Annotated in this window: 9 protein-coding genes; 3 read left to right on the forward strand and 6 right to left on the reverse strand. The window is 65.5% G+C overall.

Annotated elements, in window-relative coordinates; translation table 11 throughout:
• Window positions 1-10: 10 nt before the first annotated feature.
• Both IG178_RS06035 and IG178_RS06040 read right to left on the reverse strand, forming a co-directional pair.
• Complete coding sequence (locus IG178_RS06035; RefSeq protein ID WP_193211626.1) at window positions 11-886, reverse strand: helix-turn-helix domain-containing protein; 876 nt, start codon at window positions 884-886, stop codon at window positions 11-13.
• Window positions 887-1,015: 129 nt separating this feature from the next.
• Window positions 1,016-5,053: a beta strand repeat-containing protein gene (locus tag IG178_RS06040; protein ID WP_193211627.1), complete on the reverse strand. Its 4,038-nt coding sequence runs from the start codon at window positions 5,051-5,053 to the stop codon at window positions 1,016-1,018.
• Between the two features lie 260 nt (window positions 5,054-5,313).
• On the opposite strand from IG178_RS06040, the gene IG178_RS06045 reads away from it, so the two are divergent.
• From IG178_RS06045 to IG178_RS06055, 3 genes are read left to right on the forward strand one after another with little or no spacing between them, the layout of a single operon-like run.
• Complete coding sequence (locus IG178_RS06045) at window positions 5,314-6,261, forward strand: carbohydrate kinase family protein (RefSeq protein WP_193211628.1); 948 nt, start codon at window positions 5,314-5,316, stop codon at window positions 6,259-6,261.
• Window positions 6,258-7,250 carry a beta/alpha barrel domain-containing protein gene (locus IG178_RS06050; RefSeq protein WP_193211629.1) on the forward strand — a complete coding sequence of 331 codons (993 nt, stop codon included), beginning with the start codon at window positions 6,258-6,260 and terminating at the stop codon, window positions 7,248-7,250. The genes IG178_RS06045 and IG178_RS06050 overlap by 4 nt, the downstream gene beginning before the upstream one ends.
• Window positions 7,251-7,293: 43 nt before the next feature.
• Window positions 7,294-8,628, forward strand: coding sequence for an SGNH/GDSL hydrolase family protein (locus IG178_RS06055; RefSeq protein ID WP_193211630.1), 1,335 nt, complete (start codon window positions 7,294-7,296; stop codon window positions 8,626-8,628).
• 6 nt (window positions 8,629-8,634) lie between these two features.
• Here IG178_RS06055 and IG178_RS06060 read toward each other — a convergent pair whose 3' ends face one another.
• From IG178_RS06060 to IG178_RS06075, 4 genes are read right to left on the reverse strand one after another with little or no spacing between them, the layout of a single operon-like run.
• On the reverse strand, window positions 8,635-9,558 hold the full coding sequence (locus IG178_RS06060) for a ThuA domain-containing protein (protein WP_193211631.1): 924 nt from the start codon (window positions 9,556-9,558) through the stop codon (window positions 8,635-8,637).
• 58 nt (window positions 9,559-9,616) lie between these two features.
• The gene (locus IG178_RS06065) at window positions 9,617-10,777 is read right to left on the reverse strand and encodes a Gfo/Idh/MocA family protein (RefSeq protein ID WP_226894975.1); all 1,161 of its coding nucleotides are present in this window, start codon (window positions 10,775-10,777) and stop codon (window positions 9,617-9,619) included.
• A 30-nt stretch (window positions 10,778-10,807) separates the two neighbouring features.
• On the reverse strand, window positions 10,808-11,146 hold the full coding sequence (locus IG178_RS06070; RefSeq protein WP_193211632.1) for a hypothetical protein: 339 nt from the start codon (window positions 11,144-11,146) through the stop codon (window positions 10,808-10,810).
• Between the two features lie 13 nt (window positions 11,147-11,159).
• Entirely contained in the window at window positions 11,160-12,239 is a 1,080-nt protein-coding gene (locus tag IG178_RS06075) for a Gfo/Idh/MocA family protein (protein WP_193211633.1), read from the reverse strand.
• Between the last annotated feature and the right edge of the window lies 1 nt (window position 12,240).

The following is a 12,240-nucleotide window of genomic DNA, read 5'->3' on the forward strand; positions in this document are numbered from 1 at the left end:
CGCCGGTCCCTCAGCTCCCCCGCCGGTGGGATTGGCGGAAATCCCGCGGGCTCATCCCGCGCAGGCGCCGGAACCAGGCGTTGAAGCTGGAGAGGTTCTCGAAACCGGCCTTGAACGCGATCTCCGATACCGGGCGGTCGCCGAGGATCAGGTGCCGGCAGGCCTGGCCGATGCGGACCTCGGCGACGAAGGAGCTCAAGGTGGTGCCGACGGTGCGTTTGAAGTAGTGGGAAAGCCCGGAGGGGCTCATCCCGAGCAATCCCGCGAGTTCGGCATGGTTGAAATCGCTGGCGGAGCGGCGGGCGATGTATTCGTAGATCTTGTCCACCCGCTCGACGCTGCCCTGGTCGGGCCGCGGCGTGAATCCGGGACTGGACAGGGGCTTGGCGTCGGTGGCCTTGGCGAGTTCCCCGAGGATCGAAACCAGCTCGACGAAGCGCGGAAGCCCCACCATTCCGAGCAGGCCGCTCATGCGTCCGGCGACCCGGTCGCGCACCGCCCCGTCGAACTGGAGGCCGCGCATCGAGCGCTTGAGCAGCTCGTCGACCCCGCGCATCTCGACCAAGCTGAAAAAGTCCGCGCCGAAGCAGTCCCGCCGGAACTGGATCACGATCGAATGGGCCATTTCATCCGGACGCCCGGTCTCGTCGTTCATCCAGTAGTGCGGCACATTCGGCCCAATCAAGACCAGATCGCCGGCCTGGTAGTTGTTCACATGGTCGCCGACCCAGCGGCGGCCGCTGCTTTCGACCACCCAGGTCAGCTCGATCTCGGGATGGTAGTGCCAACCGCTAGGAAAGCGCTTCAACTTGAATTCCCTGACGGCGAACGATTCGCGATCGGTTTGCGGAACCATCTCGAATTGCGCCTTGGGGGAACTGCTCACGACGCGGCCAGCTTGCCACGCTGCGCGATCGAGGCAACGCCGATCCTTGCACCGGACCGTCTCCGCGACAAACGGCCCCTCCCCCGGGGACGGGGAAGAGGCCGCGGTCGGACCAGAGGTAACGGAAGGTTAGAACTCGGCGCCCTCGATCCGGATGAAGTCCTTGCCGGCCCCGGTCGTGAAGGTGGCCTGCATGCGGACATAGCCCTCGGGCACGCCCGTCTGGTCGGCATCCTCGACCGGAACGACGAGGCTGACCGGCCACGACTCCATGGTGTTGCTTTCCTGAAGTTCATAGGTGCCGGCGTCGATGCGCTGGTTCCAGCGGACGATCAGGTCACCGCCGGAAGCTTCCATCGAAGTCAGCGAACCGTCGGCGTCGACCGCGGAGGTGCCGAAAATGAACTCCTCGAGGTTCGTGAATCCGTCGCCATCGGCGTCATCCTCGCGGTCCCGCGCACCGGCATCCGGAATGACCAGTGCCCAGGTCTCGAAGTCCACCGGCGGATCCACCGTTACGACCAGGAGACCATCACCGGTGATCCGCGGGGTCTGGATGATCCCGGGCGTGGCGTTGGTGGTGGAGCCGTAGGTCCCGGCAGCGACCTGCACGCCATCGAGAATCAGACCGCGGATCGTGTCTTCCTCGCCGTGGGCCAGATCGAGCGTTCCCGCGGCGGCAATGACGACGTTCGCACCGTCGGCCAGGGACGCCACCTCGAGCCTCAACTCCCCTTCCTCGACCGTGGTCGTGCCGGTGTAGCTGTTGCCGAGTTCCAGCCACATCGTGCCGGGGCCGGTCTTGGTCAGCGGCGAAGCAAAGCCGAGCACGTCGCGGAGCACCGCGCTGACGTCGAGGTCCACCCCGGAATCCCCGGTCACATCGGCCACGTCGAAGACCGTTCCCGGCAGGCCCACCGACCCGAGCGAGGCATTGGCATTGGTCCCGACCCCGGTGGTGAAGATGAACGACGGGAACTCGCTCACCCCGCCGACCGCTACCGTCCCGACGAAGGCCAGGTTGGTGTTGAAGCCGCCGTGCGTCGCTCCATCGGCGATCTGTACGATGCCGCCGTCGAGGGTCAGGTTGGGCACGAAGGCCACCGTGTTGGTGCCGCCGGACAGCGTCGCGGCGTCGTTGATCACCACCGACGGGGCGAACTGCGGCAGCATGCCCGAGTTCCCGAGCGGTGCGATGAAGTCGAGCGAGAGCACGCCCGGGGCATTCACGGTGATGACGTTGGACGGGATCATCTCGCCGGCGACGCAGGTCTGCCCGGGGCCCGTGCCCTCGCCGAGGGTTCCCTGGGTCGCATGGAGCCCGAGGATGCCGTCGTTGACCACGGTGCCACCGGCGTAGCTGTTGCTGCCGTTGTTGAGCACCACCGCGCCCGACCCCGTCTTGACGACCGTCCCGTCGCCGGAGATGACGCGGTTGAAACTGAAGGTTCCGTCGATTTCGAAGGTCGCCGGGCTGTTCACGGTGATGTCCGAGGCAAACCCGGAGTTCCCGCCGTTGAAGTTCAGCCGCAAGGTCCCGTCGTTGATGGTCGTGGGACCGCTATAGCCGTATCCCTGGGCCGCGCTGTTCAGGAGTTCCTGGGTCCCCGGGCCATTCTTGACCAACGACAGGGGATCGCCGTCCTGGTTGCGGATGATTCCGTAGAAGCTGTGATCGCCGGCAGCGTCGATCGTCAGCGAGGCAGGGCCCGGATTGGTCGTGTAGCCCGGTTGGCCGATCTCGTCGTTCTGGATCAGGGCCACCTTGTTGGTCGGCGCGCTGTCGAGTCCGGCGATGGTCTGGGCGGTCCCGCGCAGGTTCACCTTCCCGTTCGGCGCGCCCGGCCCGGTGTTGAAGGACAGGATCGAGCCCGCCCCGAACTGATGGTCGGCCGCCATGTTGAGGAAGACGTCGAAGGACGCATTGCCGACCACCATGTCGCCAGGGATCGAGGCGCCCGCGGGATTCGCCGCCTCGATCACCCCGCGGGTGATCCGGGTGGATCCGCTGTAGGTGTTGCCACCGGTCAGGGTCAGGGTGTTGACGCCGTTCTTCACGAGGCTGATGTCGCCGCCCAGGGCGTGATCCAGGGCGAAGTCGCCGTTGCCCGTGTTGAACCCGATGATGGCGCCGGCCGCGAAGCCGCCGGTATCGAGCGCGGCGATGTCGCTGTCGGTGAACTCACCGGCACCCCCCACGTTGAATGCCAGGACCGCATCCGGCTGCACGATGAGGTTGGCGGCGGTCCAGGCCGCAGTGTTCGCGTTGTAGAGTGCGGACGGCTGGCTGATCTCGAGCTGACCGCCTGTGGTGACGGTCGTCGGGCCGGTGTAACTGTTCGTTCCCGCGAGGGTCAGGCTGCCACTGCCGGTCTTGGTGAGACTGCCGCTGTCACCCGCGGCCTCCGAAATGTCGCCGGCAAAGGTGGTGATGTTGCCGTCGCCGACAAGGAGCGTCGTCGAGGCCGGGCTCAGCGGATTGCCGAGCACGATGTCCCCGCCGGTTCCCGCAAGGCTGCCGACGACCGGTGCCGCGGAGCTCAAATTGACCGAACCTCCGGTCACGATCAGCGCGCTGGTCCCAAGGGATCCGTCATCCATGGCATTCAGCACGCCATTGCCCACCGATGTCGTTCCGGAGAGCGGGTTGGCGACGCCGAGCGTTACCTCCCCCGTCCCCGACACGGTCAGGCCGTTCGATTGGAGCGGACCATTGAATGCCACGCTTCCCGAACCCGCGTGGACGGTGCCTGTCGCGACGCTCAGGGAGCCGCCGAAGGATACATCCCCGGAACCGGAGACCGTCAGGCCGTTGCTCACCGTGATTGCCTCGCCGCCGAAGTTGTAGGGCACGGTGTCGCCGTTGGCGAAGCCCATCGACGAAGCCGTCAGGGCCGCGGGGATGTTGATGTCCGTGTTGCTCCCGGTGCTGTCAAAGGTCAGCGGCGCGAGGCTGTCGTAGTCGGCCGGCGCCCCGCCGTCGGTTTCCGCCCAGTTGCTGTCCGGGGTGGTCACCCAGTCGGCCGTGCCCGCGGAGCCGCTGCCGCCGGTCCAGGTGAGCGGATCCGCCAAAGGGGCGGCGCTGCCGAGCATGATGAACTCGCGGTAGCCGACATAGCCGTTCTCCTGGTTGTTGAACAGGAACTGGACCGCCGCCACGCCGGTGGCCATGAAGCCGGAGGTCGGGGCGATGCGGGTGTGGGTCGCGTTGAGCGGGTTGCCGGTGTGGTTGCTGACTGCCGCCAGCGGGATGAAGGTCGTCGGATCGTCCACCGTGGAATAGCGGATCGCGAAATCCTGGTTGTCACGGCCGCTGTCCCCCCAGGCCGCGTAGGAATCGAAGGAGCTGATGTTGTAGCCGTTGAAATTCACCGAGGTATCCAGCGGGAAGATCACCGAGGTCCCGTTCAAGGGGGCCACCGCCTGCGTCTGCACCGCAGGGGTGCCGACCGTGCCATCGGTCAAGGTGGTCCAGCTCGAAGAGGTGATGTCGCCGTTGCCATGGTTGGCACCCGCCGGCACGGAGGGGGTGTTGGCCGTCGCGCCGTCGAGCAGGTTGGTGCCCGATGGCAGGGTCCAGGTGCCGGTGCTGTTGGACTCGTTGACGGTGGTGACCACCGCGGGATCGGCCAGCAGGATGAATTCGCGGAAGCCGGTGTAGCCGTTCTCCTGGCCGGCGAAGTTGATCCGGATCGAGTGCACCGCCGTGGCCAGATAGCCCGAGGTATCGGTCAGCCGGGTGTGGGTGCAGTTGTTGGGATTCCCGGTGTGGTTGGCGACGGTGGCGATGGGGATGAAGGTCAGCGGATCCGCCACGGTCGAGTATTCCAGGGTGTAGTCCTGGTTGTCGCGCCCGCTGTCGCCCCACGCGCAGTACGAGTCGAAGGACGTGATGTCATAGCCCGCCGGCTGGGCCGCGGTATCCAGGGGGAAGATGACCGACTCGCCGTTGTTCGGGGTGACGCTGCTGGCATTTTCACCCGGCAGGCCGAGCAAACCGTCGGTCAAGGTGGACCAGGCGCCGGAAGAACCTTCATGGGTCGAGGCGGTCCCGGGGGTGGCGGTGGCACCGTCGAGCAGATTGGTGCCGAGCGGGAATATCCAATCGTTGGTGGTGGCTTGCTCGTTGAGCGCGATCACGTCCGCCGATGCGGAGGCGAAGGTCAAGATCGGTGCCAGACAGATGACGAGCGAAGGGCGGGATATCGGGGATAAGTTGGGCTTCATGTGGTGATTGGACTGCGACTCGCCTGTTTCCTCAGGCTGGCGGGAGTCAAGACCAGCTCCCCTGCCCTGCCTACCTATGCATTTCCCTAGTGACCGGGCCGCGACCACCTCCGGCCCTTGTCGCAGCGGCATCCGGCGGATTGGATCTGTCCGGAAAAAAACCGCGGGATCCCCCGTTTACCTTACCGCAACGTCTTCCCATGCACCCGCCCACCGCTGAAGTCATCGCCTCAGGTATCAACGTCGTCGACTTCCTCGCCCGGCCGCCCGCCGGCGTGGTGGCCGGAGGCAAGTACGAGACTCCCGAGATGGAGGTTCAAGGCGGCGGGCCGGCTTCAACGGCCGCGTGCGTGACCGCGGTCTTCGGCCATGCAACCGCGTTTCTAGCCCGCCTCGGCGATGACCCGATCAGCCGCCTGTCCCGCTCCCAGTTCGCTCAGGCCGGGATCCTGCCGGATCACCTGATCATGGCCCCCGGTGAGCGGGCCGGCGTGTCGATGATCCAGATCGACCGAGCCTCCGGCGAGCGCACCGTTTTCTACAACCTGCACGACTACGGCTGGATTCGGGACGAGGACATCCCGCTTGCGGCGATCAAGGAAGCCCGGCTGGTCATCGTCGACGGCTATGACACCACCGCCGCGTTGGGGATGCTGCGCGCTGCGGCAAGCATCTCCTGCCCCAGCATCATCGACCTCGAGCACGGCGAGACGGGATTCGTGCACGAGTGCATTTCCCTTGCCTCCGACGTGCTGCTGCCGCTGCATACCGCGCGCGCGACCACCGGTCAGGACACCCCGGAAGCGGCGCTGCGGGCGCTGGCAGAGATAGGCACGGGCCAGATGCTGGTGACCGACGGGGACCGCGGCAGCTGGGCACTCACCCCGGATGGAATCCTTCACCAACCCGCCTTCGAGACCCGGGTTGTCGATACCAACGGTTGCGGCGACGCCTTTCACGGCGGCTACGCCGTCGGACTCCTCCGCGGCTGGCCGCTTCCGCTGCGCATGGAGTTCGCCGCATGGGTGGCATCGCGGGTGGCCACGGCGCTCGGGGGACGCAGCGGGATTCCCGACCGAGCCACCCTCCGGAACGAACTCCACCGCTTCTCGCCCGCCCTGCAGGCGGCGGCTTCATCTCTCCCATGAAAACCCGACTGTTAGAAAAGCTCGACGCCATCCGCACGAATCGCGACCCGCGGGCCTTCATCATCGCCGATGCCAAGGATGCCGACATGGCCTGGGGCATCCCCGCGGCCGGCGCCCCCTACCCCGCCGACGGCAGGCGCTGGAACACCATGCCCGGTTTCCGCCGGAGCATCCGCGAGGTGGTGGACGACGGCGAGATCGACATCCTGCTGGCCTCCGTCTCCCAGCTCGGCCTGCTGCGGGACGAAGGGGTCTTCGAGGCGTCGGCCGTGACCCCGGCGATCCGCGCCAACGACACCACCGACATCTGGTGCGGCCGCGGCGCTCGCTACCGCGAGGAGGCATCGCGCCCCTTCGCCACCTGTGATCTCGAGGAGGCGATCGCGGCAACCGGCGCGGAACTCGGCCTCTATTCGATCACCTTTAACAACGACCTCCAGGCCGACCACGAGAGCCTGCAGGCCTTCAAGGACTTCCGGCTCAACGCGGCCCGGCTGGGCTTCCACTACTTCCTCGAGGTGTTCGCACCGAATCTAACCGGTCGCGTCGACGACGGGGACCTTCCCCACTTCCTCAACGACCAGATCTGCCGGACGCTCGCGGGCGTCCCTTGCGGCAACTGGCCGGTGTTCCTGAAAATCCCCTTCCTTTCACCCGGGGCGATCGAGGACCTCGCCGCCTACGACCCCCAGAACCTGATCGTCGGCATTCTCGGTGGCAGCTCGGGGACCACCCACGACGCCTTCAAGCTGATCGGCGAAGCCCGCAAGCACGGCGCGCGGGTCGCCCTGTTCGGCCGCAAGATCAAGGATGCCGAGCACCCGGTGGAATTCATCCGCCACCTCAGGCGGATCACCGATGGCGATCTCACGCCGGTGGACGCGGTGAAGTCCTACCACGACACCTTGCAAAAGGCCGGATTGCCGCCACGGAGGACGCTCGACGAGGACCTCGCCCTGACCGCGACCGAACTGAGCTACGCCCGCTGATTTGGAGATCCGCGGATCTGGGCTAGGGTGCGGGAGACCAACCATGCCGTTCACCACCTGCCGCACCTTCCTGATTTCCCTGCTCCTCACCCTCGCCTCCGGCGCTACACCGCTGCGGGTGCTCGCCATCGGCGACAGCATGACCGAGGAGTATGCCTTCGAACTCACCTTCTCCGCGCCGGCATCGGACACGGACAACGCGAACACGCGCAGCTGGCCGGAGCTGTTCCGCATCTTCCGGCCCACCGAAGTCTCCCTCGGGCCTTACGAAAGCACCGCACCCGCCTACGGTGACCTCCGCATCGCCGGCCACGAGTGGAACTTCGGCATCCCCGGCATGACCACCGACAACTGGTTCAACCTGATCAACACCGACGATCCCTTCGACCCGCCGTCCGGCGAGCCGCTCGGATACGCCTACTACGAGACCCGTAGTGCCCTCATCGACCAGCTCTCCGTCGCCGAAGCGGTGGTGATCCTGCTCGGCGCGAACGACCTCAAGCAGGACTACAACGACCTCTTCAACGACACCGAGGCCGACAACTTCTTCAACCGGATCCTCAACCGGCTGGCGGCAGTCCGCACCTTCGTGCGCACCTACCGGCCGAACGTCCCGATCGTGCTATGCACCGTGCCCGATGTCGGCGCGACGCCACAGATCTCCGGCATCTACAACGATCCCGCCAAGCAGGCCACGACCCGGGCCAAGATCGCGGCGTTCAACGAGGACCTGGTCGCCTGGGCCGCGGGACTGGCGGTTCCGCCGACCGTCGCCCGGATCGACCACCTCACCGACCGGCTGTTCGATGAAAACCCGTTCCACCTCAACGGAACGATCTTCACCGTGGATGGATCCAACCAGAATCCTCCGGACCACGTGTTCTGCCGGGACGACTTCCACGTTTCAACCGTCGGTCAGGCCTTGATCGCCAACGAGATCATCGGTGCCCTCGAAACGGCCACCGGCCGGGAGCTCACGCCCTTCTCCGACCGGGAGATCCTTCAGAACCTGTTGGGACTGGACCCCGATCAACCCTACCTCGACTGGATCGCCGCCGCCGGCCTCGCGGGATCCGGCATGGACGAGGATCCCGACCACGACGGCCTGCCGAATCTGGTCGAGCAGCTGCTAGGGACCTCTCCCGGCGACTTCAGCGAACCCTTCGCGGGAAGCTTCGCCCCCGGCAGCTCGCTGTCGTGGCAGCCCGACCCCACCGCGCTCCGCTACGCCACCCTCACCGCGGAGGAATCCGGCAACCTGATGGACTGGCTGCCGGTGCCCGCCGCCCGGACCAATGTGGCACCGGACGGAACGGTATCGGTCACCCCCGCAACGGCGGAGCGGGGCTTCGTCCGCCTGAACGCGGTGCCCCGGTGAATCACCTCACTTGCCGATCTCGACCTTGAAGTCGCCGATCGCCCACTGGATGCCGGCGAGGTAGTGACGGAGCACTTCCGGGTTCCAGTAGATGTGGTCGTTGTGACCCAGCGAGCAATAGAACACGCGGCCCTTGCCCCACGACCGCGCCCAGGCCACCCCGAAGTCGTTGTCGCTGCGGTTGATGCCGTTCAGCGTCATGTCGGTCTTGTCGGTGTCGATGCGGAGCAGCATCTCGACCTTCTTCGAGTCGTAGGGCTCCTTGAACTGATAGATCTCCTCTTTGAACTCGAGGTTCTTGCCCCCGAACATGGCGGCCAGCGGGTGCTCGGCCCGGCCGGGTTCGACCTTGATCGAAACCTCCTGCCCGGAGCCCCAGGGGTGACCGTTGAAGTAACCGCCGATCATCTCTCCGTACTCCGGCCAGTTGTAGAAGGTGTCGGTGGCGGCGTGGATGCCGACGAAGCCTTTCCCGCCCTTGATGAAATCCATCAAGCTCTTCTGCAGTCGCTTGACCCGCTCCAGAGCATCCTTGCGGTCGACCTCGTTCATCTTGTCCAGCAGCTGCTGTGGCGGGGTGAACGGATCCATCGTGGTGCTGAGGAAGACGATGGCATCGAACTTGGCGATCGCCTGCGGCTCGAAGTTCGCGAGGTCGTCGCTGACCACCGCCTCGAAGGCCCCGGTCTTCTTGCCCAGTTCGGTGAGGGCAATCTTGCCGGTGGCGATCGAGGTATGGCGGAAACCGGCGGTCTTCGAGAACACCAGCACCTTGCGGGGTTTTGCCGGCTTCGCGTAGGCCTCGGCGGGCAAGGCCTTGGAGATGGCGTCGGCGGCTCCCGGCGGCGCCTGTTCCTGATCGGGACCGGCGGCGACGAGGAGGAAGGTGCCGACCACGCCGGCAAGGGGAAGGAGGAGGCTGGGCTTCATGATCTAGGGCTCAACGCTACGCCGGTCCGCCACCCGGACTTTCCGGTCATTTCCGTCATCAGGCGCCGGGCTTGGTCCAGGCCGAGTTGTTCTTCGACGAGGCAACCGCAGCCTCGATGAAGGCCATGCCTTCGACCCCGTCGTTGACGTCGGGGAAGTCGTAACCTCCCTCACGCGGGAACTTGCCCTCGACCTCGTCGCGGATCGCCTCGGTGGCGGCGAGGTAGATGTTGGCAAAGGCCTCGATGAAAGCCTCCGGGTGACCGAACGGAAGTCGGGTGAACTTGCTCGCCTCGGGACCGTTGTAGGAGTTCCCGCGCCGCCAGATTTCCCGCGGCTTGTCGGGAAACTTGACGATCAGCTCGTTCGGATGCTCCTGGTGCCACTCGATGGAACCCTCGGTGCCGTAGATGCGGACGTTGAGGTTGTTTTCATCGCCGCTCGAGACCTGCGAGGCGTAGACGATCCCCTTCACCCCGTTCTGGTAGCGAACCAGGATGTTGCCGTCATCGTCGAGGTGGCGGCCCGGCACGAAGGTCGTCAACTCGGCGGCAAGCTCCTCGATCTCGAGACCGGTGATGTAGCGGGCGAGGTTCTCGGCGTGAGAGCCGATGTCGCCGATGCAGTTGGAGATCCCGGAGATCGACGGGTCCATCCGCCAGTTCGCGATCTTGCTCGGGGCGGCTTCCTTGAAGGCGCTGGAACCGTAGCCCTGCGGGTACTCCGCCACGATCTTGAGCAGCCGGCCGAGCTTGCCGGCCTTCACCATCGCCCGCGCCTCCTTGACCATCGGGTAGCCGGTGTAGTTGTGGGTCAGCGCGAAGACCTTGCCCGACTTTTCGACGATCGCCGCGAACTCCTTCGCTTCGGCGAGCGAAAGCGCCATCGGCTTCTCGCAGATGACATTGATGCCCGCGGCGAGGAAGGCCTTGGCGACCGGAACGTGGAGGTCGTTGCGGACCACGATCGACACGAAGTCGATGCGCTGGTCGGCCGGCAACGCGGCTTCCTTCTCGGCCATGTCGGCATAGGAGGAGTAGACGCGGGACGGATCGAGGAACAGATCGTCGCCCGAGGCCTTGCTCTTCTCCGGGTCGGAGGAAAAGCAGCCGGCGACGAGTTCGATCTGGCCGTCGAGATTGGCGGCCATGCGATGCACGGCGCCGATGAAGGCGCCACGGCCGCCGCCGACCATGCCCATGCGGAGTTTGCGGTTCATAGAGGTTTAGAAATCTTAGGAGGATTGTCGTTATCGCACTTTCAAGGACCCAACCTGCATTTCGGCCGAATCATTGTACCACACGTAGTCAAAATTACCGTTCACGGAATCGAAGCCGAACCCCTCGCATTTTTCGATGTTTTCGATCCTTCGGGATTGGACCGGAGCGTTGATCCCCTTTTCAACAACGACGAGCCAGCCATCGCCTTTCTCCGGACCAATCACCTGCACTTGATGATTCGGAGGACAATCGAAAGTCTGAGAGTTGTAAAAAGGGCCTTGGTAGGCACGCCACACTTTCGGCCAAACGAGACCCGCCGACACCCCTACTGCAAAAGCCAGCAGGAGTAGCCAGCGGGATCCGTTCATCAGCCTGAATGTTTTACACCGCCACCGGCTTGCCGGTCGCGGCGGACTCGTAGATCGCGTCGATGATCTTCATCAGCTTCAGCGACTGGTCCGGGGTGTTAAGCGGTTCGGCCTTGCCGGTGATGGCGTCGATGAAGTTGGCGGCGGAATCGCTGCGGCCCATGTCCTCGCAGGGCTCGCAGACGATGGTCCGGTTCACCGAACGGCCGTTCTCCTGGACGTAGAGCTCGCAGGTGTCGATGGCGGTCTCGTCGATGCCGTCGACGGCGAACAGGCGCTCGACCTTGCCGCCGGCACCGGTGCCTTGGAAGACCACCGAGGCTTCCTCACGGTGGATCATCTCCGCCCAGGAGACCTGCAGCGAAAGCGTCTGGCCCGTCTTGAAGGTGACGAAGCCGTGCGCGGCGGCCTCCACGTCGGTGGTGCCGTCGGCGCGGTCGGGGATGCCCCACGGGCCCTTGAAATTCTTGTCGGTGATGAAGTCGTGGAAAGTCTGGCCCATCACGTAGGCCGGCTCCGGGTAGCCCATGAAGTAGAGCGAGAGATCGATCATGTGCAGCAGGTCGATCAGCGGACCGCCGCCGGACAGCGCCTTGGAGGTGAACCAGCCGCCGAAGCCGGGGATGCCGGTGCGGCGCGCCCACTTGGCCTGGGCCGAGTTGATCTTGCCGACGGTGCCGTCGGCGATGTAGGCGGCCATCGCGCGGGACTCGGGCCGCGCGCGGTTGTTGAAGTTGAACATCAGCTTCTTGCCGGCCTTGTCCGCGGCGGCGATCATCTCCTCGACCTCCGCGGCATTGAGCGCCGGCGGCTTCTCGCTGAAGACGTGCTTGCCGGCTTCCAGGCACTGGATGGCCAGCGGCATGTGGAACTTGTTGGGCACGATGATCGACACCGCGTCGAGATCCGCCTCGGCGAGCATCGCGTCGACGCTGTCATAGGCACTGGGAATGTCCCACTGCTTGGCCGCGCGCTCGGCGGCACCCGGCGCGGGATCCGCGACGGCGGCAAGGGTGGCTCCGGCCTTGCGGAAACCTTCCGCGTGATAGCGCAGCATTCCGCCGGCTCCGATGACTCCTACTTTGATGGACATG

This window comes from Neoluteolibacter marinus, assembly GCF_014904755.1.
GTDB classification, from domain to species: domain Bacteria; phylum Verrucomicrobiota; class Verrucomicrobiia; order Verrucomicrobiales; family Akkermansiaceae; genus Haloferula; species Haloferula marina.

Bases quoted from the DNA above. Each gene is read 5' to 3' on its own strand.
- IG178_RS06065 (WP_226894975.1), bottom strand. From the start codon at position 10,777: ATGAACCGCAAACTCCGCATGGGCATGGTCGGCGGCGGCCGTGGCGCC.
- IG178_RS06045 (WP_193211628.1), top strand. From the start codon at position 5,314: ATGCACCCGCCCACCGCTGAAGTCATCGCCTCAGGTATCAACGTCGTC.
- IG178_RS06050 (WP_193211629.1), top strand. From the start codon at position 6,258: ATGAAAACCCGACTGTTAGAAAAGCTCGACGCCATCCGCACGAATCGC.
- IG178_RS06070 (WP_193211632.1), bottom strand. From the start codon at position 11,146: ATGAACGGATCCCGCTGGCTACTCCTGCTGGCTTTTGCAGTAGGGGTG.
- IG178_RS06055 (WP_193211630.1), top strand. From the start codon at position 7,294: ATGCCGTTCACCACCTGCCGCACCTTCCTGATTTCCCTGCTCCTCACC.
- IG178_RS06075 (WP_193211633.1), bottom strand. From the start codon at position 12,239: ATGTCCATCAAAGTAGGAGTCATCGGAGCCGGCGGAATGCTGCGCTAT.
- IG178_RS06060 (WP_193211631.1), bottom strand. From the start codon at position 9,558: ATGAAGCCCAGCCTCCTCCTTCCCCTTGCCGGCGTGGTCGGCACCTTC.